The organism is Micromonospora sp. LZ34, from assembly GCF_052981855.1.
Map to the genome: position 1 here is coordinate 15,740 of NZ_JBRIQN010000008.1, position 21,415 is coordinate 37,154.

Annotated in this window: 21 protein-coding genes and 1 pseudogene; 13 read left to right on the forward strand and 9 right to left on the reverse strand. The window is 72.2% G+C overall.

Annotated elements, in window-relative coordinates; genetic code table 11:
* Positions 1-83 precede the first annotated feature (83 nt).
* Genes whiA through rapZ form a run of 3 tightly spaced genes read right to left on the reverse strand, consistent with a single transcriptional unit; the run spans position 84 to position 2,984 of the window.
* Positions 84-1,064, reverse strand: a complete 981-nt coding sequence (gene whiA / locus ACVCAH_RS11280) for a DNA-binding protein WhiA (protein WP_076467662.1) — start codon at positions 1,062-1,064, stop codon at positions 84-86.
* Positions 1,065-1,119: 55 nt separating this feature from the next.
* Positions 1,120-2,100, reverse strand: a complete 981-nt coding sequence (locus tag ACVCAH_RS11285) for a gluconeogenesis factor YvcK family protein (protein ID WP_447136029.1) — start codon at positions 2,098-2,100, stop codon at positions 1,120-1,122.
* Complete coding sequence (gene rapZ, locus ACVCAH_RS11290; protein WP_447136221.1) at positions 2,097-2,984, reverse strand: RNase adapter RapZ; 888 nt, start codon at positions 2,982-2,984, stop codon at positions 2,097-2,099. The genes ACVCAH_RS11285 and rapZ overlap by 4 nt, the downstream gene beginning before the upstream one ends.
* A gap of 239 nt (positions 2,985-3,223) precedes the next feature.
* On the opposite strand from rapZ, the gene recQ reads away from it, so the two are divergent.
* The gene (gene recQ, locus ACVCAH_RS11295) at positions 3,224-5,071 is read left to right on the forward strand and encodes a DNA helicase RecQ (RefSeq protein WP_447136030.1); all 1,848 of its coding nucleotides are present in this window, start codon (positions 3,224-3,226) and stop codon (positions 5,069-5,071) included.
* A 127-nt stretch (positions 5,072-5,198) separates the two neighbouring features.
* Here recQ and uvrC read toward each other — a convergent pair whose 3' ends face one another.
* From uvrC to rsgA, 4 genes are all read right to left on the reverse strand, one after another.
* Positions 5,199-7,184 (reverse strand): excinuclease ABC subunit UvrC, encoded by a 1,986-nt coding sequence (uvrC, locus tag ACVCAH_RS11300; RefSeq protein ID WP_447136031.1) that lies wholly within the window; start codon positions 7,182-7,184, stop codon positions 5,199-5,201.
* Positions 7,185-7,400: 216 nt separating this feature from the next.
* A complete protein-coding gene (locus tag ACVCAH_RS11305) occupies positions 7,401-7,883 on the reverse strand; it encodes a Rieske (2Fe-2S) protein (RefSeq protein WP_447136032.1) in 483 nt (160 codons plus the stop codon).
* Between the two features lie 216 nt (positions 7,884-8,099).
* The gene (uvrA, locus tag ACVCAH_RS11310; protein WP_447136033.1) at positions 8,100-11,042 is read right to left on the reverse strand and encodes an excinuclease ABC subunit UvrA; all 2,943 of its coding nucleotides are present in this window, start codon (positions 11,040-11,042) and stop codon (positions 8,100-8,102) included.
* Between the two features lie 172 nt (positions 11,043-11,214).
* A complete protein-coding gene (gene rsgA, locus ACVCAH_RS11315; RefSeq protein ID WP_447136034.1) occupies positions 11,215-12,294 on the reverse strand; it encodes a ribosome small subunit-dependent GTPase A in 1,080 nt (359 codons plus the stop codon).
* A 169-nt stretch (positions 12,295-12,463) separates the two neighbouring features.
* On the opposite strand from rsgA, the gene ACVCAH_RS11320 reads away from it, so the two are divergent.
* Together ACVCAH_RS11320 and ACVCAH_RS11325 are read left to right on the forward strand one after the other, a co-directional pair.
* Positions 12,464-13,180, forward strand: a complete 717-nt coding sequence (locus ACVCAH_RS11320; protein ID WP_447136035.1) for a maleylpyruvate isomerase family mycothiol-dependent enzyme — start codon at positions 12,464-12,466, stop codon at positions 13,178-13,180.
* An 8-nt stretch (positions 13,181-13,188) separates the two neighbouring features.
* Positions 13,189-13,839 carry an MBL fold metallo-hydrolase gene (locus tag ACVCAH_RS11325; protein ID WP_447136036.1) on the forward strand — a complete coding sequence of 217 codons (651 nt, stop codon included), beginning with the start codon at positions 13,189-13,191 and terminating at the stop codon, positions 13,837-13,839.
* Positions 13,840-13,850: 11 nt separating this feature from the next.
* On the opposite strand, the gene ACVCAH_RS11330 is transcribed toward ACVCAH_RS11325, so the two are convergent.
* On the reverse strand, positions 13,851-14,333 hold the full coding sequence (locus tag ACVCAH_RS11330) for a helix-turn-helix transcriptional regulator (RefSeq protein ID WP_447136037.1): 483 nt from the start codon (positions 14,331-14,333) through the stop codon (positions 13,851-13,853).
* A gap of 154 nt (positions 14,334-14,487) precedes the next feature.
* Between ACVCAH_RS11330 and ACVCAH_RS11335 the strand changes: the two genes are divergently transcribed.
* From ACVCAH_RS11335 to ACVCAH_RS11370, 8 genes and pseudogenes are all read left to right on the forward strand, one after another.
* The gene (locus ACVCAH_RS11335; protein ID WP_447136038.1) at positions 14,488-14,751 is read left to right on the forward strand and encodes a hypothetical protein; all 264 of its coding nucleotides are present in this window, start codon (positions 14,488-14,490) and stop codon (positions 14,749-14,751) included.
* Between the two features lies 1 nt (position 14,752).
* Entirely contained in the window at positions 14,753-14,941 is a 189-nt protein-coding gene (locus ACVCAH_RS11340; RefSeq protein WP_447136039.1) for a hypothetical protein, read from the forward strand.
* Between the two features lie 101 nt (positions 14,942-15,042).
* A complete protein-coding gene (locus tag ACVCAH_RS11345; RefSeq protein ID WP_447136040.1) occupies positions 15,043-15,348 on the forward strand; it encodes a hypothetical protein in 306 nt (101 codons plus the stop codon).
* A 108-nt stretch (positions 15,349-15,456) separates the two neighbouring features.
* The gene (locus ACVCAH_RS11350; RefSeq protein ID WP_447136041.1) at positions 15,457-16,128 is read left to right on the forward strand and encodes a hypothetical protein; all 672 of its coding nucleotides are present in this window, start codon (positions 15,457-15,459) and stop codon (positions 16,126-16,128) included.
* A 25-nt stretch (positions 16,129-16,153) separates the two neighbouring features.
* Positions 16,154-16,432 (forward strand): annotated as a pseudogene (locus ACVCAH_RS11355) (DnaB-like helicase N-terminal domain-containing protein); the annotation flags it as partial.
* A gap of 234 nt (positions 16,433-16,666) precedes the next feature.
* On the forward strand, positions 16,667-17,482 hold the full coding sequence (locus ACVCAH_RS11360; RefSeq protein WP_447136222.1) for a DnaB-like helicase C-terminal domain-containing protein: 816 nt from the start codon (positions 16,667-16,669) through the stop codon (positions 17,480-17,482).
* Between the two features lie 27 nt (positions 17,483-17,509).
* Complete coding sequence (locus ACVCAH_RS11365) at positions 17,510-17,974, forward strand: hypothetical protein (RefSeq protein ID WP_447136042.1); 465 nt, start codon at positions 17,510-17,512, stop codon at positions 17,972-17,974.
* Between the two features lie 445 nt (positions 17,975-18,419).
* The gene (locus ACVCAH_RS11370; protein WP_447136043.1) at positions 18,420-19,199 is read left to right on the forward strand and encodes a hypothetical protein; all 780 of its coding nucleotides are present in this window, start codon (positions 18,420-18,422) and stop codon (positions 19,197-19,199) included.
* 475 nt (positions 19,200-19,674) lie between these two features.
* On the opposite strand, the gene ACVCAH_RS11375 is transcribed toward ACVCAH_RS11370, so the two are convergent.
* Entirely contained in the window at positions 19,675-20,208 is a 534-nt protein-coding gene (locus tag ACVCAH_RS11375) for a hypothetical protein (RefSeq protein WP_447136044.1), read from the reverse strand.
* Here ACVCAH_RS11375 and ACVCAH_RS11380 point away from each other — a divergent pair.
* The gene (locus ACVCAH_RS11380; RefSeq protein WP_447136045.1) at positions 20,195-21,109 is read left to right on the forward strand and encodes a hypothetical protein; all 915 of its coding nucleotides are present in this window, start codon (positions 20,195-20,197) and stop codon (positions 21,107-21,109) included. The two genes, ACVCAH_RS11375 and ACVCAH_RS11380, sit on opposite strands and share 14 nt — an antisense overlap.
* Positions 21,106-21,393: a hypothetical protein gene (locus ACVCAH_RS11385; protein ID WP_447136046.1), complete on the forward strand. Its 288-nt coding sequence runs from the start codon at positions 21,106-21,108 to the stop codon at positions 21,391-21,393. Before ACVCAH_RS11380 ends, ACVCAH_RS11385 begins: the two co-directional genes overlap by 4 nt.
* Positions 21,394-21,415 lie beyond the last annotated feature (22 nt).

Below are 21,415 nucleotides of genomic sequence, written 5' to 3' on the forward strand. Positions count from 1 at the left end.
GTACGCAGCGACCTTATCCGAGCACGCGGCGGCGCGCTGCGTCGGGTGGTGATCGCTCGCCACCGCGACGCCTCACCGTCCTATCAGACCACGAGCATGTCGGGCGTGACGGCCGCTTCGGTATCCGGGATGCCCAGGTCCCGCGCGCGCTTGTCGGCGAGCGCCAGCAGCCGGCGGATCCGGCCGGCGATGGCGTCCTTGGTCAGCGGCGGGTCGGCCAGCGCGCCCAACTCCTCCAGCGAGGCCTGCCGGTGCTCCAGCCGCAGCCGGCCGGCCGAGGTGAGGTGGTTCGGCGCGTCGTCGGCGAGGATCTCCAGCGCCCGGGTGACCCGGGCGGCGGCGGCGACCGCGGCGCGCGCCGAGCGGCGCAGGTTGGCGTCGTCGAAGTTGGCCAGCCGGTTCGCCGTGGCCCGCACCTCGCGGCGCACCCGGCGCTCCTCCCAGGCCAGCACGCTGGAGTGCGCGCCGATGCGGGTGAGCAGCGCGGCGATCGCGTCGCCGTCCTTGACCACCACCCGGTCCACCCCGCGAACCTCGCGGTTCTTGGCGGTGATGCCGATCCGCCGGGCCGCGCCGACCAGGGCGAGCGCCGACTCCGGGCCGGGGCAGGTGATCTCCAGCGCGCTGGAGCGGCCCGGCTCGGTCAGCGAGCCGTGCGCCATGAACGCGCCGCGCCAGGCCGAGACCGCGCAGCAGACGTTCGCCGCGACCACGTGCGGCGGCAGCCCGCGCACCGGCCGGCCGCGCACGTCCAGCAGGCCGGTCTGCCGGGCGAGCGCCTCGCCGTCCTTGACCACCCGGACGATGAAGTGGCTGCCCTTGCGCAGCCCGCCTGAGGCGAGCACGTGGATCTCGCTGGGGTAGCCGTAGACCTCGGCGATCTCCCGTCGCAGCCGCCGGGCCACCGCCCCGGTGTCGAGTTCCGCCTCCACCACCACCCGACCGGAGACGATGTGCAGCCCGCCGGCGAAGCGCAGCAGCGCCGCCATCTCCGCCCGCCGGCAGCAGGGCTTGGGCACGTCGACCCGACTCAGCTCGTCCTTGACCGCGGCCGTCATCGCCATTGTGCGTCCCCTCACGGACCCGGTTCCGGCGTGTCGCCGGAGATTACGTACGTGTCTAACGATCGGCGCCCAGGACGGGCACCAGTGCGGCGCCCAGGGCGGCCGGATCATGACGGGGAGTGCCGTCGGTGACCGCGACGGGGGCGAGGACCAGTCGGGCACCCAGCGATTCTGCCGCACGTTCGACCGGTTCGGGGTCACCCACCGCCTTGGAATCCGCCAGCACGAAGTCGACCTTGAGTTCCGGCAGGTACCAGCGCAGCGCGGCGAGGTGGTCGGCGACCGAGAGCCCGAGGGTCTCCTTCTCCGCGGCGAGGTTGAGGGTGACCAGCCGGCGGGCCGGACTGCCGACGATTGCCCGGGCCAGCTCCGGCACCAGCAGGTGCGGCAGCACGCTGGTGAACCAGCTGCCCGGTCCGAAGATCAGCCAGTCCGCCGCGCCGATCGCGGCGACCGCCTCCGGGCAGGCCCGCGGCGCGGCCGGGGTGAGCCGCAGCGACTCGACCCGGCCGGCGGTCACCGCGACCTGGTGCTGGCCGGCGACGGTACGCACCTCGTCCGGGCGGTCCGGGTCGACGCCGCGCACCCGCGCCTCGATGCCCACCGGCTCGCAGGACATCGGCAGCACCCGGCCCACCGCTCCGAGCATCGCGCCGGCGTGTTCCAGCGCGGCCACCGGGTCGCCGAGCAGCTCCATCAGCCCGCAGAGCACCAGGTTGCCCACCGCGTGCCCGGCCAGCCCGTCGGCCGGACCGGCGCCGTCGGCGGGCGCCGCGGCGAAGCGGTGCTGGAACAGCCCGGCGCTGCGCCGGGTCGCCGGGTGGTCGCCGGCCAGCGCGACCAGCGCCTGGCGCAGGTCACCCGGGGGCAGGCCACCCCGTTCGGCGCGCAGCCGGCCGCTGGAGCCGCCGTCGTCGCCGACCGTGACCACCGCGGTGATGTCGAGGTCGAGTTCGGGAGCGCAGCGGCGCAGCGCGCGCAGCGACGCGGACAGCCCGTGCCCGCCGCCGAAGGCGACCACCTTCGTCGTCGTCATTCCCGCCCCAGGTCCCGGTGCTGGGCGTTGGCGGCGAGGCCGGACTGCCGCAGCCGGGCGGCCAGCTCCTCGGCGATCGCCACGCTGCGGTGCTTGCCGCCGGTGCAGCCCACGGCCACGGTCAGGTAGCGCTTGCCCTCCCGCTCGAAGCCGGTGGTGGTGGCGTTGACCAGGTCGGCGTACGAGGCCACGAAGGTGTCCGCGCCCTCCTGGCCGAGCACGTACGAGCTGACCGCCTCCTCCCGCCCGGTGTGCTCGCGCAGCTCCGGCACCCAGTACGGGTTGGGCAGGAAACGGGCGTCGAGCACGAAGTCGGCGTCCGGCGGCAGGCCGTACTTGAAGCCGAAGGAGAGCACGGTGACCCGCAACCGGCGGGCGTCCTCGCCGCCGAACAGCTCCTCGATCCGCCGGCGCAGCTGGTTGACGTTCAGGTGGCTGGTGTCGATGATCACGTCGGCCTGGTCCCGGGCCTCCTCCAGCAGGCCGCGCTCGACGGCGATGCCGTCGGCCAGCCGCCCGTCGCCCTGCAGCGGGTGCGACCGGCGGACGCTCTCGAACCGGCGGATCAGCACCTCGTCGTCGGCGTCGACGAAGACCACCCGGGGCGAGAAGCCGCGCTCCTTCAGCTCCCGGATCGCCCCGGCCAGGTCGGTGGAGAACGCCCGCGACCGGACGTCCAGCACCATCGCCGTACGCCGGGCCGCGCCGCCCGCCTTGAACGCGAGCTCGGCCATGTCGAGCATCAGCGCCTGCGGCAGGTTGTCCACCACGTAGTAGCCGACGTTCTCCAGCGCCCGGGCCACCGTGCTGCGGCCGCCCCCGGAGAGGCCGGTGACCACCACCAGGGTGGTGTCCGACTCCGCCGGCGCGGGCTGCCCGGCGATCCCCGCCGGGACGCCGCCCCGCTCCTCGGCCGTACCCGCCTCGCTCACCCCTACCCCCAAGCCGTGGTGCCGCGGCCGGGCGTCCCCGGTCGCGCACTGGTCAATCAGCGACTCTATCCCGCCCGGCCGACGGGCCCGGCGTACGCCCGTCCCGGGGTGTCCCCGGTGTCCGGCTCCGCCCGGCGCGCCCGGGCGGCGCGGGCCGGCCGGGTGTCGGCGGCCGCTCGTAGAATCCGCGGATGGCTTCCCCCACCGACCTGCGCACCGCCGACCCGCTCGGGGTGCTGCGCCGGGTGTTCGGCTACGACGCCTTCCGCGGCTTCCAGCAGGAGGTGATCGAGCACGTGGTGGCCGGCGGCGACGCGCTGGTGCTGATGCCCACCGGGGGCGGCAAGTCGCTGTGCTACCAGATCCCGGCGCTGGTCCGCCCGGGTGTGGCGGTGGTGGTCTCGCCGCTGATCGCGCTGATGCAGGACCAGGTCGACGCGCTGACCGCGGTCGGCGTGCGGGCCGGGTTCCTCAACTCGACCCAGGATCTCGACGCCCGCCGCCGGGTCGAGGCGGCGTTCCTCGCTGGCGAGCTGGACCTGCTCTACCTCGCCCCCGAGGCGCTCGGCACCCGTGGGGTGCAGCAGCTGCTCGACCGGGGCGAGATCGCCCTGTTCGCCATCGACGAGGCGCACTGCGTGGCGCAGTGGGGGCACGACTTCCGGCCGGACTACCTGGCCCTGTCGATGCTGCACGAGCGCTGGCCCCGGGTGCCGCGGATCGCGCTGACCGCCACCGCCACCAGCGCCACCCGCACCGAGATCGCCACCCGGTTGCAGCTCGCCGACGCCCGGCACTTCGTGGCCAGCTTCGACCGGCCCAACATCCAGTACCGCATCGTGCCCAAGCGGGAGCCGCGCAAGCAGCTGTTGAGCCTGCTGCGCGACGAGCACCCCGGCGACGCCGGCATCGTCTACTGCCTCTCCCGGGCCTCGGTCGACAAGACGGCCGAGTTCCTCACCGCCAACGGCATCCCGGCGCTGCCCTACCACGCCGGTCTGGACGCGGCCACCCGCGCCACCAACCAGCAGCGGTTCCTGCGCGAGGACGGCCTGGTGATGGTGGCGACGATCGCCTTCGGGATGGGCATCGACAAGCCGGACGTCCGGTTCGTCGCCCACCTGGACCTGCCCAAGTCGGTCGAGGGCTACTACCAGGAGACCGGCCGGGCCGGCCGGGACGGCCTGCCGTCGACCGCCTGGCTCGCGTACGGCCTCCAGGACGTCGTGCAGCAGCGCAAGATGATCGAGACCTCCGACGGCGACCTGGCCCACCGTCGCAACCTGGCCGCCCACCTCGACGCGATGCTGGCGCTCTGCGAGACGGTCCGCTGCCGCCGTGCGCAACTGCTGGACTACTTCGGCGAACCGATGACGACCGGGTGCGGCAACTGCGACACCTGCCTGAGCCCGCCCGAGTCGTGGGACGGCACGGTGGCGGCGCAGAAGCTGCTCTCCACGGTGTTCCGGCTCGACCGGGAGCGCAACCAGCGCTTCGGCGCCGGGCACTGCATCGACATCCTGCTCGGCCGGGCCACCGACAAGGTCACCCAGTACGGCCACGACTCGCTGACCGTGTTCGGCATCGGCGGCGAACTGCGCGAGGCCGAGTGGCGGGGCGTGGTCCGGCAACTGCTGGCCGAGGGCCTGCTGGCGGTCGAGGGCGACTACGGCACGCTCGTGCTCACCGACGCCAGCGCCGAGGTGCTGGGCCGCCGCCGTACGGTGATGATGCGACGCGAGCCGGAGCGGGTCGCCGCGCCGCGGTCAGCCAAGCCACGCGGGGCGGCAACCGTCGTCGCCGAGCTCACCCCGGCCGCCGCCGGGGTGTTCGAGCGGTTGCGCGCCTGGCGGGCCGCCACCGCGAAGGAGCAGGGCGTGCCGGCGTACGTGATCTTCCACGACGCCACCCTGCGGCAGATCGCCACCGACGCGCCCGGGTCGCTGGCCGAGCTGTCCCGGGTCAGCGGTGTCGGGGAGAACAAGCTGGCGAAGTACGGCGAGCAGATCCTCGCCGTGCTCGCCGACACCTCAGCCTGACCGCGTCCGGCGCCGTGATCGACTCCGTCTCGGCGATACGGCGGTATCCGACCGCACGCTGATACCGCCGCCTCGCCGACCTGGTGTGGTTTCTCCCCCGGGACCGGCCACCCGGGCGGCGGCGCGGTCAGTCGGTCGACGGCGCCTTCGCGGTGTCGTCGCCGTTGAGCGCGGCCAGGACGGCCTCGGCCGTCCGGCGGCCCACGCCCGGCACCTCGGTGATCTCCTCGACGGTGGCGGCGGAGAGCCGCTTGAGCGACCCGAAGTGCCGCAGCAGGGCCTTGCGCCGCACCTCCCCCAGCCCGGGGACCCTGTCCAGCGCTGACTCCGTCATCCGCTTGGAGCGCCGCTGCCGGTGGAAGGTGATGGCGAACCGGTGCGCCTCGTCGCGGACCCGTTGCAGCAGGTAGAGCCCCTCGGAGGTGCGGGGCAGGATGACCGGGAACTCGTCGTCGGGCAGCCAGACCTCCTCCAGCCGCTTGGCCAGCCCGCAGAGCGCGACGTCGTCGATGCCGAGTTCCGCGAGCGCCTGCGCGGCCGCGGCGACCTGGGGTGCGCCGCCGTCGACCACCACCAGCTGCGGCGGGTACGCGAACTTGCGGGGCCGGCCGGTGGTCGGATCCACCAGCGCGCCCACCCGGGGCTCGTCGGGGCCGGCCTGCCCGGCGGGGGCGTCCGGGTCGTCGGCGGACTCCACACCCACCTCGCCAGTCTCGGCCCGGGCGTCGAGGTAGCGGGCGAACCGGCGGCGCAGCACCTCGGACATCGCGGAGAGGTCGTCGGTTGCGCCCCGGATGATGAACCGGCGGTATTCGCTCTTGCGCGGCAGGCCGTCCTCGAAGACGACCATGCTGGCCACCACGTCGGTGCCCTGGATCTGCGAGACGTCGAAGCACTCGATCCGCAGCGGGGAGGTACGCATGTCGAGCGCCTCGCTGATCTCGTCGAGCGCCTTGCCGCGGGTGGTCAGGTCGCCGGCGCGGCGCAGCTTGTGCCGGGCCAGCGCGTCCTTGGCGTTGCGTGCCACCGTCTCCAGCAGCGACCGCTTGTCGCCGCGCTGCGGCACCCGCAGGGATACCCGGCTGCCCCGGTGGCTGGAGAGCCAGTCGGCCAGCGCGTCGGCGTCGGCGGGCAGCTCGGGCACCAGCAGCTCGCGCGGCACGTCGGCCTCGCCCTGCTCGCCGCCGTAGACCTGGGTGCAGAAGTGGTGCACCAGGTCACCGGTGGTCAGGTCCTCGGTCTTCTCCACCACCCAGCCGCGCTGGCCACGGACCCGGCCGTCACGGACGTGGAAGACCTGGACGGATGCCTCGAGCGGGTCGTCGGCGAACGCCACCACGTCGGCGTCGGTGCCGTCGCCGAGCACCACGGTCTGCTTCTCCATCGCCCGGCGCAGCGCGGCGACGTCGTCGCGCAGCCGGGCCGCCCGCTCGAACTCCAACTGCTCGCTGGCCTCGGTCATCTCCCGTTCGAGCCTGCGCACCATGGTGTCGGTGCGGCCGGCCATGAAGTCGCAGAAGCCGTCGACGATCTCGCGGTGCTGTTCGGCGGAGACGCTGCCCACGCAGGGCGCCGAGCACTTGCCGATGTAGCCGAGCAGGCAGGGCCGGCCGACCTGGCCGGCCCGCTTGAACACCCCGGCCGAGCAGGTACGCGCCGGGAAGACGCGCAGCAGCAGGTCGAGCGTCTCGCGGATGGCCCAGGCGTGCGAGTAGGGCCCGAAGTAGCGCACCCCCTTGCGCTTGGCGCCCCGCATCACCTGCAGGCGCGGAAACTCCTCGTCGAGGGTGACCGCGAGGTAGGGGTAGGACTTGTCGTCGCGGTAGCGAACGTTGAACCGCGGGTCGTACTGCTTGATCCAGGTGTATTCGAGCTGGAGCGCCTCGACCTCGGTGCCGACGGTGACCCAGTCCACCGACTCGGCCGTGGTGACCATCTGCTGGGTGCGCTGGTGCAGGCCCCACAGGTCGGCGAAGTAGGAGTTGAGCCGGCTGCGCAGGTTCTTCGCCTTGCCGACGTAGATCACCCGGCCGGTGCCGTCGCGGAAGCGGTAGACCCCGGGCGACTCCGGAATGGTGCCCGGTGCGGGACGATAGGTCGAGGGGTCAGCCACGGCAGCAAGCCTAGTCCGCGCCCCCGACACGCTTCCCGGTCGCCGCGGCGGGCACGCCGGGCCGGGTGCGCCCGCCAGCCGACCGCGCCGGCGTCGATCGACCCGCGCTGCGGCGGCGCGCGGCGTCCCGTACCCCCGGACACCCCGCCCGCCGCCGCCAGGGTCGATCACCACCCGGCCGCCGAGCCCGGCCGGCGACACGGGCCGCGCGGCCGGTCAGGCCAGGGAGATCTGGTCGCCGGTGACCTTGACGTCCTTCGGCGCCAGCGGCTTGGTGGCCGGCCCGGCCTTGACCGAACCGTCGGCGATGGAGAACTTGCTGCCGTGGCAGGTGCAGTTGATGGTGCCGCCGTCGACGTTCGTCACCGGGCAGCCCTGGTGGGTGCAGATCGGGTCGAAGCCCTTGAACTCGCCCGGCGTCGGCTGGGTGATCACGACGCCCTGCGCGGGGAGGACCATGCCGCCACCGACCGGGATGTCCGAGGTCCGGGCCAGCGACTGCGCCCCCTGGCGGTCACCCCCGCCGGCGTCGCCGCTGCTCGGTACGGCCGGCCCGCCGCTGCTCTGCGCGGAGCCGTCGCCGGAATCCTCGCCGCCGCAGGCCGCCAGGACCACCGCCGCCCCGACCGCACCCGCTCCGGTGAGCAGGGCCCGCCGGGTCTGGGTAGCCGGCCCGGTCAGCACCTGATCGTCACTCATGCCTCGCCTTCCTCTCGGCTGCCGCCGCCCCTCATGATCTCGCGGCCACACCTTGGGACACGCAGCCCGGTCCCCGCCGGTTCACCCGATCGGCGACCGGACGCCGCCACCCCTGACCGGGCCGCTCTGCTTGATCATGCGGTTGGCGGCGGTCATGGCGATCACCTTCGCCGCCAACCTCATGATCAACAAGTGGTTCGGGGATGCGGCGCCGGGTCAGCGCGTGCCGGCGGGCACCTTACGGGCGGCGCGGGCCTTCGTGCCGTTCGCCTTGGCCGCCCGGGAGGTCGCCGCGGTCGCGCCCTTCGCCTCGCCGTCGAGCCTGAGCACCTGGCGCAGGAACTGGCCGGTGTGGCTCTCGGCCACCTCGGCGACCTCCTCGGGGGTGCCGGTGGCCAGCACCGTGCCGCCCCGGTGCCCGCCCTCGGGGCCCATGTCGATCAACCAGTCCGCCGACTTGATCACGTCGAGGTTGTGCTCGATGGTGACCACCGTGTTGCCCTTGTCGACCAGGCCCTCGAGCACCATCAGCAGCTTGCGGATGTCCTCGAAGTGCAGGCCGGTGGTCGGCTCGTCGAGCACGTAGACCGTCCGCCCGGTGGAGCGCTTCTGCAGTTCGGAGGCGAGCTTCACCCGCTGCGCCTCGCCGCCGGAGAGGGTGGGCGCCGGCTGGCCGAGGCGGACGTAGCCCAGGCCCACGTCGACCAGCGTCTTGAGGTGCCGGTGGATCGCCGGGATGGCGGAGAAGAACTCGGCCGCCTCCTCGATCGGCATCTCCAGCACGTCGGAGACGGTCTTGCCCTTGTAGTGCACCTCCAGGGTCTCCCGGTTGTAGCGGGCACCCTTGCAGACCTCGCACGGGACGTACACGTCGGGCAGGAAGTTCATCTCGATCTTGATGGTGCCGTCGCCGGAGCACGCCTCGCAGCGGCCACCCTTGACGTTGAACGAGAACCGGCCGGGGCCGTACCCCCGGACCTTGGCCTCGGTGGTCTCGGCGAAGAGCTTGCGGACGTGGTCCCAGACCCCGGTGTAGGTGGCCGGGTTGGACCGCGGCGTCCGCCCGATCGGCGACTGGTCGACGCCGACGACCTTGTCGACGTGCTCCAGCCCGGAGACCCGGGTGTGCCGGCCGGGCACCAGCCGGGCGCCGTTGATCTGGTTGGCCAGCACGGCGTAGAGGATGTCGTTGACCAGGGTCGACTTACCGGAGCCGCTGACCCCGGTGACCGCGATGAGCTGGCCGAGCGGGAACGACACGGTCAGGTTGCGCAGGTTGTGCTCCCGCGCGCCGTGCACCACCAGCTCGCGGTCGGGGGTCTGCGGGCGGCGCCGCTTCGGCGTCGGGATCGACCTGCGGCCGGAGAGGTACGCCCCGGTCACCGACTCCTGGTTCTCCAGCAGCGCCGGCACCGAGCCGCTGTGCACGATCTTGCCGCCGTGCTCGCCGGCGCCCGGGCCGATGTCGACGATCCAGTCGGCGGTGCGGATGGTGTCCTCGTCGTGCTCGACCACGATCAGCGTGTTGCCCAGGCCACGCAGCCGGACCAGGGTCTCGATCAGCCGGTGGTTGTCGCGCTGGTGCAGCCCGATGGACGGCTCGTCCAGCACGTAGAGCACGCCGACCAGGCCCGAGCCGATCTGGGTGGCCAGCCGGATGCGCTGCGCCTCGCCGCCGGAGAGGGTGCCGGCCGGCCGGTCCAGGGAGAGGTAGTCCAGGCCGACGTCGAGCAGGAACCGCAGCCGGGCGTTGATCTCCTTGAGCACCCGCTCGGCGATCATCTTCTGCCGGTCGGTCAGCTCGATGCCGGCCAGCAGCTCGGCGCACTCGCCCACCGACAGGTTGCAGACCTCGGCGATGCTCTTGCCGGCGATGGTGACCGCGAGCACCTCGGGCTTGAGCCGGGCGCCGCCGCAGGCCGCGCAGGGTACGTCCCGCATATAGCCCTCGTACTTGTCCCGCGACCACTCCGACTCGGTGTCCGAGTGCCGGCGCTCGATCCACTGCACCACGCCCTCGAAGCCGGTGTAGTAGGAGCGCTCGCGGCCGTACTTGTTGCGGTAGCGCACGTGCACCTGGTCGTCGGAGCCGTGCAGGATGGTCTTCTGTGCCCGCGAGGGCAGCGCCCGCCAGGGCGTGTCGACGTCGAAGTGCTCGGCCTCGCCGAGCGCCTCCAGCAGCCGCAGGAAGTATTCGAGGTTGTGCCCGGTGGCCCAGGGCTGGATGGCGCCCTCGCGCAGCGTGCGCTCCGGGTCGGGCACGACCAGCTCGGGGTCGACCTCCTTCTTGGTGCCCAGGCCGGTGCACTCCGGGCAGGCGCCGTACGGGGCGTTGAAGGAGAAGACCCGGGGTTCGAGGTCCTCGATGGCCAGCGGATGGTCGTTCGGGCAGGCCAGGTTCTCCGAGAAACGGCGCTCCCGCTCCGGGTCGCCCTCGGGCAGGTCGACGAAGTCGAGCAGCACCAGCCCGCCGGAGAGCCCGAGCGCGGCCTCGACCGAGTCGGTGAGCCGCTGCTTGGCGCTCGACTTGACGCTGAGCCGGTCGATCACCACCTCGATGGTGTGCTTCTCCTGCTTCTTGAGCTTGGGCGGCTCGGTCAGCGGGTGCACCACGCCGTCGACCCGGGCCCGGGCGTAGCCCTTGGCCTGGAGTTCGGCGAAGAGGTCGACGTACTCGCCCTTGCGGCCGCGGACCACCGGGGCGAGCACCATGAACCGGGTGCCCTCGGCCATGGCGAGCACCCGGTCGACGATCTGCTGCGGGCTCTGCCGGGAGATCCGCTCGCCGCAGACCGGGCAGTGCGGCTCGCCGATGCGGGCGAAGAGCAGGCGGAGGTAGTCGTAGACCTCGGTGATCGTGCCGACGGTGGACCGCGGGTTGCGCGAGGTGGACTTCTGGTCGATCGAGACGGCCGGGCTGAGACCCTCGATGAAGTCGACGTCCGGCTTGTCCATCTGGCCGAGGAACTGCCGGGCGTACGAAGAGAGCGACTCCACGTAGCGGCGCTGCCCCTCGGCGAAGATCGTGTCGAAGGCCAGGCTCGACTTGCCCGACCCGGAGAGCCCGGTGAAGACGATCAGGGCATCCCGGGGCAGGTCGAGACTGACGTCACGCAGATTGTGCTCGCGCGCGCCACGGATGATCAGTCGGTCGGCCACTGCCGTGTACTCCCGGGTGAAGAAGATGAGGAGAATCTGTCCGCTCCGTGGTGATTCTGAGCGGTTGTGCGGGCGCAGAAAAGCGCCTCGGCAACTCTAGCCCCGAGGTACGACACTTTTCGCCGCCGGCACATTCCCCCAGCTCAGCCCGGTCGGCCGCGCCCCCTGCGCCTCACAACCCGCCGGGCGAGGGCGGCCGGGCCGGCCGGTTCGCCCGGCGGCGCGCACCGCGCCAGCCGCCGCGCCGCTCGGCCGCCAGCCGGGTCTCCCGGCGCCGCGTCTCGAACGCCACCTCGCGCTGCAGCCGCCGCCAGCTCTCCCAGCGCCGCGCCGGCAGCTCGCCGCTCTCCAGCGCCTCGCGCACCGCGCAGCTGGGCTCCCCGTCGTGCCCGCAGTCGCCGTACCGGCAGCCGGTGGCGAGCTCGGCGATGTCGGCGAAGGCCCGGTCAAGCCCGGCCACGCCGTCGAGCAGGCCGACCGCGCGCACGCCGGGGGTGTCCAGCACGGCCCCGCCGCCGGGCACCGAAACCAGCGCCCGCCAGGTGGTGGTGTGCCGGCCCTTGCCGTCCACCCGGCGGATCGCCTGGGTGGGCATCACCACCGCCCCGGCCAGGGCGTTGACCAGGCTGGACTTGCCGGCCCCGGACGGGCCGAGCAGGGCCAGCGTGCGGCCGGGCGCGACCTCGGCGCGCAGCGGCTCCAGCCCGGTGCCGCCCTCGGCGCTGACCGGCAGCACGGGCACCCCGGGCGCGACGGCGGCGAGTTGCCGAGCGATCGCCGCCGGGTCGGCCGCCAGGTCGGCCTTGGTGAGCACCACCAGCGGCCGGGCCCCCGACTCGTGGGCGAGGGAGAGCAGCCGCTCGATCCGGCCGACGTCCGGCTCGGGGTGCACGGGCTCCACCACGGCGGCGGCGTCCAGGTTCGCGGCCAGCACCTGGCCGCTGGCGTCCTTGCCGGCGGTCCGCCGGATCAGCGCGGTGCGCCGGGGCAGCACCGTCTCGACGGTCACCCGCCGGTCCGGCCAGGTGCCGAGCAGCACCCAGTCCCCGGCGCAGGGCAGCTGGGTCAGGTCGGTGGCGGCGGCGGCCAGCACCGCCCCGCCCAGGGTGGCGCGCACCGGGCCGTCCGCGCAGAGCACGGTGCAGACGCCCCGGTCGACCCGGGCCACCCGGCCCGGGCGGTGGTCGGTACGGCGGTGCAGCTGTGCCGCCCGGTCGGCGTCCCAGCCGAGGGCGGTCAGATCGATGGTCATGGCATCCTCATCGGTGTCGGAGCGGGTGACGCACGCGTGCTGAGACCGGCATGATCACCACCTCCTCCGAGTTCCGGTGCCGCGTTCGAGCCGACGGTAGGGTGCCCGGCGGCGCGCCGAAAGCGATTTCCCCGGCGACGTTCGGGCGGCCGACCGTTAGGGTCGGAACGTGACCACGGATCCGCTCCTGCTGACCGGTGAGGTGGACGACGCCACGGCGCGCCTGCTGCGCACGGCGGCCACCTTCGACAGCCCGGACGTCGCCGCCGCGTCGCTGCTGCCGGGCTGGACCCGCGGGCACGTGCTGACGCACCTGGCCCGCAACGCCGACGGCTTCGTCAACCTGCTCACCGCGGCCCGCACCGGCGAGCCGGTGTCGATGTACGCGTCCGCGGCGGCACGCGCCGCGGACATCGAGGCCGGCGCCGCCCGCCCACCCGAGGCGCACCTGGACGACCTGCGCCGCTCGGCGGACCGGTTCGCCGAGGCGGTGGCCGCGATGCCCGCCGAGGCGTGGGCGGCGACCGTCGACACGCCACGCGGCCCCAAGGTCGCCGCTCTGCTGGTCTGGGGCCGGCTGCGGGAGCTGGAGGTGCACCACGTCGACCTGGACGCCGGGCACCGGCCGGCCGACTGGCCTGAGGCGTTCGGCCACCGGCTGCTGCACGAGGTGGCGACCGACCTGGCCGAGCGCGACAACGCACCGCCGATGGTGCTGCGGTTCGACGGCAGCCGGCACGAACTGGTGATCGGCGACCGGGCGCACGCGCCCGTGGTCACCGGCGCCGCCCCCGAACTCGCCGCCTGGCTGATCGGACGCAGCCGCGGCGCCGTGCTGACCGTCACCCCGGACGGTCCGCTCCCCGAACCACCGGAATGGATATAGACCCCGTCATGACCTACAGCGGAGACGTCTCGCCCGGCGGCACGCCGGCCGTACGCGAGCTCGACCGGCTCACCATCACCAAGGTGTCGGTGGGCCCGATGGACAACAACGCCTACCTGCTGCGCTGCCGGGCGACCGGCGAGCAGCTGCTGATCGACGCCGCGAACGAGGCACCGCGCCTGCTGGAGCTGGTCGGCGACGCCGGCCTGGCCACCGTGGTCACCACCCACCAGCACATGGACCACTGGGTGGCGCTGGAAGAGGTGGTCGCCAAGACCGGCGCCCGCGCCTTGGCGCACCCGGACGACGCCGCCGGGCTGCCGATCGAGACGGAGCCGCTCGTCGAGGGCGACCAGGTGCGGGTCGGCGACTGCCCGCTGGAGGTCATCCACCTGCGGGGGCATACCCCCGGCTCGATCGCCCTGCTCTACCGCGACCCGGCCGGCACGCCGCACCTCTGGACGGGTGACAGCCTCTTCCCTGGGGGTCCTGGCCGGACAACAACTCCGGAGGAGTTCGCCCAGATCATGGGCGATCTGGAGGCGAAGGTGTTCGACCGCCTACCGGACGAAACGTGGTTCTACCCGGGCCACGGGAAGGACTCCACCCTCGGCGTGGAACGGCCGGCCCTGGGTCAGTGGAGGGCGCGCGGCTGGTAGCCCACCGACGGTCATGACGCGGTTCGGGACTGGTCTTCGCCAGTTCCGGGCCGCTCTGCTCCCGCCCTGCTGTGCAGGTACCGCAGGTACTGCATCGCGGCGTACTGGGTCTGTTCGTCCATGCCCGGGTCTTGGAGGATGGCGATGGCTTCCTCGACGGTGGCGTCGTACCGGCGGGGCGGCTCCGGGAGATGCTCGGTGTCTTCGGGTGCGAGGTAGCCGAGGGCGATGCCGGCGGCGACGGTGGACAGGCCGAGGACGCGGCAGACCGCCTGAACCTCTTCCGGCTTGGGGTTGCGGACCTGGCCGCGTTCCCAGCGATTGATGGTGGACAGGGAGACGCCTGATCGCTCGGCTACGTCTTCTTGTCGCAGTTTCGCTGCCGCACGGTACTCGCGCAGGAGCGCCGCGAACCGCCTCCCACCCTCTTCCTCCGCCGCCACTGGATCACCATAAATGCTGCTCAGGCGGCTTCCGCCCAGCATGAACGGCATCTGCCATACGTCACTCATGACGTGTTGCCCCGCTTTCGCTCCCCAGCCTGCGGATCCCGTCGGCAATCCTGCCGTCATTCATCGATAAAGACAACTAGGCGACACTCGCCGAATCCCTTGCACGTCATACATGACGCATGGCATCGTGAACGCCATGCATGACGTATCAACTGCGACGGGACACGCCACACCCGCCGTGTCGCCCGTCGACCCCTGGACACGACTCAAGGAAGCCCTCGGCGTCGCCACCCAGCAGGAGGTCGCCGACATCGCCGGCGTCGACCTGCGCACCGTCCAGCGAATGTTCGAGCGGCCCGAAGCCTCCCGGATGGGCAACGCCCTTCGGCTGCGCGCCGTGAGCGGCATCGGCTTGGACGAGCTGTTCCCGGACGCCGACACGCTCAGCCAGGCGGCCTGACATGGCCCGCTACCAGCTGGACGACCCCCGCCTGCAGGACGAGCTGGACCGGCTCGCCGCCGAGGTGGCTGCGAACTGGCCACCGGCGGACGACGCGCAGCTGGCGCAGCTCGCCCGAATCCTTCCTGTCCCGACCGCCCCCCGTACAGGCCGGCGGTCTGGCGACCAGGCAACGCGGCGGGCGGCATGAGCCGCGGCGGCTGACACCGAAAGCGAAAGCGCCCGACCGTCGCGACCGGTCGAGCGCCTCCAAAGCAGTCCACCGAACCAACGAGCGAGAGAGGTCGGCCGATGACCGACACCAATCCTATCCCGGCAGCCGGGCCCAGGCCGCGGCCGACACCGGAGAACCCGTTCCCCACCCCTTGGCCCGACGCCCCCACCTACTCCGCCGTCGACCTCATCGGCGAGACGTACCTCCAACTGTGGGCGGCCGGGAAGATCCCGCCCGGCCCGATGCGCGACCCGGAAGCCGCGCAGCAGGCGTGCGTTGACCTGCTTCGCGCCTTCGGTGTTGTCCCGGCCGAGATCGTTCCGACGGCAGCCGCCCGCCGGGCCGCCGGCGCCGCCCAGGTCCTCTGCGGGACCGCGGCGTGACCGCGCCAACCACGGCGACCAGGCCCGTGGACCTGACCAATCCCTACTGGGGCGCCGTCCGCGACCACGTCGACCAGTCGAGCTCCCTCTGGGGGACACCGACCGTCGGTGGGCTCGGCAGCTACCGCCTTCCGGACGGCAACCTCGGACGTTGAGCGGTGGGGACGCGAGTCGCCGCACCGCAGCGAGTACGTCAAGCGGTACTCGTGGACGATCACCGACCCGGAGACGGTCGCGTTCGTCGCCGAGCACTCGGGCGGGCGGCTGGTCGACCCGATGGCAGGCACCGGCTACTGGGCGTGGCAGCTCACCCAGGCCGGTGTGGACGTCGCTGCATACGACCTCAACCCGCCCGCGCTGCACAGCTCCGCGAACCCGTGGCACCGCGACACAGCCGCTCACTTCCCGGTGTCCATGGCCGACGCCAAGGACTCAGCGGCCCTGCACCCGGACCGGGCGCTGCTGCTGTCGTGGCCGCCGTACGAGCAGTCGATCGGCGTGGAGACGCTCGGTCGCTACGCCGGCCAGCGGGTCATCTACATCGGCGAGGACTGGGGCGGGTGCTGCGGCGACGACGGCATGTTCGAGGCCTTCGAGCGCGACTGGACGAAGCTCGCCGCCTGGCTCGTCACCGCACCCGGCCGGCAAGAAGTCGTCTGCGCCGACCACCTCGAGGCCTCCACCACGTGGGCCGGCGGGAACGCCCAAGTCCACCCCATCCAGCAGCCCGACAGCACCCCACCAGCCGAACCGGCCGCCCAGCAGCAAGCCCTCTTCTAGCCCACCCACAACCCCGGAGCACCGAGTGACGATCAACACCGAACACCGGCCACGCCGCGACCTCGACGACGTCCAGGTCAACCCGCGGCGGCCGGCACCCGGTGCCCACAACCCCGAACAGCCAACCAGCGGACCAACACCGCCGACCCTGCCCCACGACCAGGCCGCCGAACAGTGCGTCCTCGGCGGCATGCTCCTGTCCAAGGACACCATCGGCGAAGTCATCGACATCCTCGCAGCCCGCGACTTCTACCGCCCCATCCACGCCACCATCTACGACGCCATCCTCGACCTGTACGGCCGCGGTGAACCCACCGTCGCCAACGCCCCCTGGCACGCCCGCAACGTCAAAGACTTCGCCGAGCAGCGACGCCTCATCGAAATCGGCACCAAGGTCACCCAGATCGGCTACCAAGGCCGCCTCGACCCCGACGACGACCCCATCGACCGGGCCGGGCAGCTGTTCTTCGACGCCATCGGCGACACCGACACCGGCACCGTCACCATCGGCGAACTCGTCCGCGAAACCCTCGAGGAAATCGACGCCGCCGGCAAAGGCGCCGACCCCGACCTCACCACCGGCCTATACGACCTCGACGACCTCCTCAACGGCGGCCTCCGCGGCGGGCAACTCGTCCTCATCGCCGGCCGGCCAGGCAGCGGCAAATCGGTCCTCACCATGGACATCGCCCGCCACAACGCCCTACGTCACGGCAAAGGCGTCGAGGTGTTCAACCTCGAAATGGGCCGCTCCGAAGTGCTGATGCGGGTCCTCGCCGCCGAAACCGGGGTGCCGTTCAACCACCTCCGACGTGGGCACGTCGACGAAGCCGGGTGGACGGCCATCAACCGCAAGGGCTCCGACATCAGCGAGTCCGGGCTGCACATCGACGACTTCGCCAACCAGACCCTCACCAGCATCCGAGCCCGCGCCCGCAAACGCGCACAGCGGGGCACCCTCGACCTGATCGTCGTGGACTACCTGCAGCTGCTCACCACCGGCCGGCGCGTCGAGTCCCGGCAGCAGGAAGTCGCCGAGATCTCCCGCGGCCTCAAGCTCCTGGCGAAGGAGCTGAACGTGCCCGTCATCGCCTGCTCGCAGCTGAACCGCGGCAACGAGCAGCGCTCCGACAAACGCCCCCAACTGTCGGACCTGCGCGAGTCCGGCGCGCAGGAACAGGACGCCGACATTGTGATCCTGCTGCACCGGCCCGACTACCACGACAAGGAATGCGAGCGGGCCGGCGAAGCCGACCTGATCGTCGCGAAGCACCGCGGCGGCGCCACCGACACCGTGACCGTGGCGGCGCAGCTGAACCAGATGCGGTTCGCCAGCTTCGCCCTCGAGAACTGACCGCACCACCCCGATAGAGGAGCACCGATGACCTGGTTCAGAGTCGACGACGGATTCCACAAGCACCGCAAGCGGGTCCGCGCCGGCGTGTCCATGGAGGGATTCGCCGCGATCGGCCTGTGGTCCGTCGCCGGCTCATGGTCGTCCGACGAACCCAGCGGCGGGTTCATACCCGACGACGTCGTCGAGTACCTCGCGCCCGGGTTCGGTGAGCAGCTCGCCAAGCGTCTGGTCACCGCCGGCCTGTGGGACCAGGTCGACGGCGGCTACCAGTTTCACGACTGGCAGGGCTACAACCCGTCCCTCGAGGAGGCGTTGGTCGCCCAGCAGAAGATGTCGGCCGGCGGGGCGATCGGCAACCACCGCCGCTGGCACGTCCAGGCGGGGAAGCTCGACCCGCAGTGCCGCTACTGCCAGGAGATCAAAAATCGGCCCCGATCGGGTGGGCGATCCGCATCGGGTCAGGGGCACCCCGATGCCCGATACGCGTAATTCCGCCAACCGACCCGATAGAAACGATCAAGCCTCTGATCAGGGAAACCATCGGGTACCCGATCGGGGTGTCATCGGGGTACCCGAATCGCACCCGAGTCCTCCCTACCCGTCCCGACCCGATAACTCCTCTCTCTCCGCGCGCACGTTGCTCACCGACCAGTGCGGGCTGACCGAGAGAGACGACGAAGCTCCTAGAGCTGATCCACACCTCCCGCACCGTCGGCAACGAAGACGCCTTCGTCCGCACCCTCGTCAACAACGGCACCATCGACGGCTGGATCACGAAAGCCCGCGCCGCCGCCGACGACGACCGACCCCGCCACCGCCTCCCCGTGCACAACTTCCAGCCCGACGACGGCGGACTCACCTGCACCTACACCGGCTGCGGCATGTGGCGACCCCACGCCAACCACAAGGTCGACGACCGGACGGGGGCGAGCGCATGAGCAACCCCATGAACGGCGACCGCCTCATGGGCGGCGCCCGCAAGTGCGGCGACGCCGGCTACCGCAACAAGGCCGGGAACCCGTGCGGGGCCAACCCGATCGCCGGCACCAGCGCGTGCCGCATCCACGCCGGGAAGCCCCTCGACCAGGCGAAGGCGGAGGGTGCGATCCGCCTCGAGGTGCGGCAGTGGATGCTCGACGGTCACGACGGGTCGAACGTGGACCCGCGGTCGATGTTGCTGAATTTGATCGCGTTCTGGCGGTGGAAGACGAACCACTACGGCCGGCTGATCGGGGAGGCGTATGAGGCGGCGGAGCGGCTGCGGGAGGCGCACGCGGCGGGTGGGCTGCTGGTCGCTCCGGACGCGATGGACGGGGACGGCAGCGAGCACCCCGCCGTGCAGGCCGCCCGGGCAGACGTCGAGCGCGTGTTCACCAGCGGTGGCGTCGCCGCGCTGGTCGGAAACCGGTACGACGCGGACCGGGATGGCCGGGTGTACGCCGTCGATGAGGGCATCCGGGCGCTCGTGAAGTTGGAGGGCGAGGCCAGCGATCGGGTGGCCCGGTACTGCGCCCTGGCGATTCAGGCGAAGGTCGCCGAGGCGCGGATCGAGCTGGCGCAGCAGGTCGGCGCGATGATCGCGACGGTGATCGTCGGGGTGCTCGGCGATCTGGGCGTGCCGGCGGATGAGCGGGTCATGGGTTTGGTGGCGCAGCACATGGACTTGGTAGCCGGTGGGGCGTCGCCGCGGGTGATTGAGGGGCGGGCGTCGTGACGGGCCGGCCGAACGGGGTGCGTTCGCGGCTGCTTGCCGGCTCGCCGCCCGAGGTGAAGCGGGCGTTGATTGTGCACATGGTGCCGCGGGCGGTGCGGCGCCGGTTCACGCGGACGTATGTGCGTACCCGTTGGTGGCGGTGATCGGGATGGACCGAGCCGACTGCAGTAGCAGCGTTCTGCCCCTACAGATGGATCAAGGAAAAGCCATGAAGCTGCCCCCACACTGGTGGGTCAAGGGCCTGAGCAAGCCGCGCGCTGCCTCTGAGCTGTTCCGCATGACGAGCGTTCGCGGCGGCCACGCGGCTACCTACCGACGCCTGCTCCGCATCGGTTCGTGGTCCTTCGCCGTCGTCCGCTACCGGCCGGGCGACGACCCGACGGTGCCGACGATCCGCGTGAGCGCGACCCCGGCAGTGGTTTCGCCAGACCAAACCGTGACCGCGCTCGCCGCCGCGCTGCGGCCTCGTGCCAGGTCAGGGCTGCTGGAGCTGCACCGCGCAGCCCCCCAGCAGAGCGTTGACCGCCGCGGCCGGCGGAAGGTTGTCCAGCATGAGCAGGTCCGGCCTCTTGGAGATCTGACGGTGCAGAGCGTCGTCGGCCTGGTCCCGGAAGGTGCTCAGCCGACGCAGGTAGTTCGTGTCCGTCTTTCCCCAGGGGTGACTGCTCACCACGGCGGCGAAGCGCTTCTGGCCGAACAACGGCGGCACATGGTCCAGAAGCGCCCGCAGCACTGCGTGCGCGGCGTAGACGTGGCCGGCCCGCACACACGCGTCCAGCTCTTCGGCCAGGGCCACGAGCTTCGTGGTGTCCCAGCCCGTGCCGGCTGGTTCGCGCAGCTGCTCCAGCGCTCGCGGGTTGATATACGCGCCCCCCGGCGGCACCTCGTCGGGCTGGACGGGGCCGGCAACGGCCGTGCCCTGAAAGCTGGCGGTGACCACGTGCGACCGCAGCTGGGGTGGCTCATCTTCCTCGTACCAGCTCACCCGCGCGTCGATGAAGTCCTCCACCGACTGCACCTTGCTGAACCGCCGCACCTCCGGCCCCAGCGGCACGTTCGGCTGCCGCGTCGCCGACAACACCTGCGTCGTCTGCCAGAAGCGCGAGCGCGACACCGGGCAGACCTGCGAGCCGTGCCGCCGCTGGCTGCCCGTCGCGCTCGCCAGCATCCCCGACCTCGCCGACCGGCTCCACGACCAGCTCATCCCCGACGACGACAGCAACGCGGCGCCCGTGCTCGTCTGCCTCACCTGCGGCCTCACCGCGCCGGCCGGCACCACGCCCCACCACCCCGGTCGCCCCGAGTACGACTACTCACCGACCGGCAAGTGGCACGGCGGCTGGACGCCCCGCCGCATCATCCGCCGCGCCGCCGGCCCCGCCCCGTCCATCGCCCCCGACATCATCATCAGCGGCGGCGACGGCGAAGCGCCCGTCCCCATCGACGTGCACATCCACGACCTGCTCGGCGACGTCATCCGCGACGGCGGCCGGCCCATCGACATCACCGGAGACAACTGGATCCCGGCCAGCAGCCTCACCCCGGTCGCCGTCAACCACACCCGCTTCAAGGTCACCGAACGGCGCGAGGAACACGACGACGGCACCGTCACCCTCCACCGCGACTTCCGCCACGTCCGGGAGCGCCTCACCGTCATGGACCGGCAGTCCCGCCGCGACGCCAACGGCCGCCCGGTGATGATCCCCGCCGGCGACCTTGCGGCGTCATCCCCGTCGCGCAGGTCCTCGACCAGGAGGTGCGGGCGTGGATTGATGCCGGCGCACCCGGTGCCCGCTACAGGCCCACCCCCACCATCCCCAGCCTGGTCGACTGGTTGGGTAAGCGCCTCGACTGGGCGTGCGACCACTACGAGGGCATCGACGCGTTCGCCGCCGCCATCGGGCAGGTGAGAGGGCAGATGATGGGCGCCCTCGGCGAGTTCGACCCCGAAGCCGAAGCGTGCGAAGGCGTGCCCTGCAACCGCTGCGACCTGCGGATGCTGTTCCGCCGGCAGGACGGCACCGGCGACGTGGAGTGCCAGAACCCGGACTGCCTGAAGGTGTTCACCGCCGCCCAGTACCGGGACCTGGTGGCAGAGGAGGCGGCGGAGGAGCGGGCCCGGCGGGATCCGCTCGAGGTGGCGAAGCTGATGCGGCTGCGCCCCACCCGAACGGCTGATCTTCGGCCGGTGTGACTGTCTGCACTGGCGGAATCGC

Coding starts and splice junctions, on each gene's coding strand:
- whiA (WP_076467662.1), bottom strand. CDS start 1,064: ATGGCGATGACGGCCGCGGTCAAGGACGAGCTGAGTCGGGTCGACGTG.
- ACVCAH_RS11285 (WP_447136029.1), bottom strand. CDS start 2,100: ATGACGACGACGAAGGTGGTCGCCTTCGGCGGCGGGCACGGGCTGTCC.
- recQ (WP_447136030.1), top strand. CDS start 3,224: ATGGCTTCCCCCACCGACCTGCGCACCGCCGACCCGCTCGGGGTGCTG.
- ACVCAH_RS11305 (WP_447136032.1), bottom strand. CDS start 7,883: ATGAGTGACGATCAGGTGCTGACCGGGCCGGCTACCCAGACCCGGCGG.
- rsgA (WP_447136034.1), bottom strand. CDS start 12,294: ATGACCATCGATCTGACCGCCCTCGGCTGGGACGCCGACCGGGCGGCA.
- ACVCAH_RS11325 (WP_447136036.1), top strand. CDS start 13,189: ATGACCTACAGCGGAGACGTCTCGCCCGGCGGCACGCCGGCCGTACGC.
- ACVCAH_RS11330 (WP_447136037.1), bottom strand. CDS start 14,333: ATGCCGTTCATGCTGGGCGGAAGCCGCCTGAGCAGCATTTATGGTGAT.
- ACVCAH_RS11335 (WP_447136038.1), top strand. CDS start 14,488: ATGCATGACGTATCAACTGCGACGGGACACGCCACACCCGCCGTGTCG.
- ACVCAH_RS11340 (WP_447136039.1), top strand. CDS start 14,753: ATGGCCCGCTACCAGCTGGACGACCCCCGCCTGCAGGACGAGCTGGAC.
- ACVCAH_RS11345 (WP_447136040.1), top strand. CDS start 15,043: ATGACCGACACCAATCCTATCCCGGCAGCCGGGCCCAGGCCGCGGCCG.
- ACVCAH_RS11365 (WP_447136042.1), top strand. CDS start 17,510: ATGACCTGGTTCAGAGTCGACGACGGATTCCACAAGCACCGCAAGCGG.
- ACVCAH_RS11370 (WP_447136043.1), top strand. CDS start 18,420: ATGAGCAACCCCATGAACGGCGACCGCCTCATGGGCGGCGCCCGCAAG.
- ACVCAH_RS11380 (WP_447136045.1), top strand. CDS start 20,195: ATGAAGTCCTCCACCGACTGCACCTTGCTGAACCGCCGCACCTCCGGC.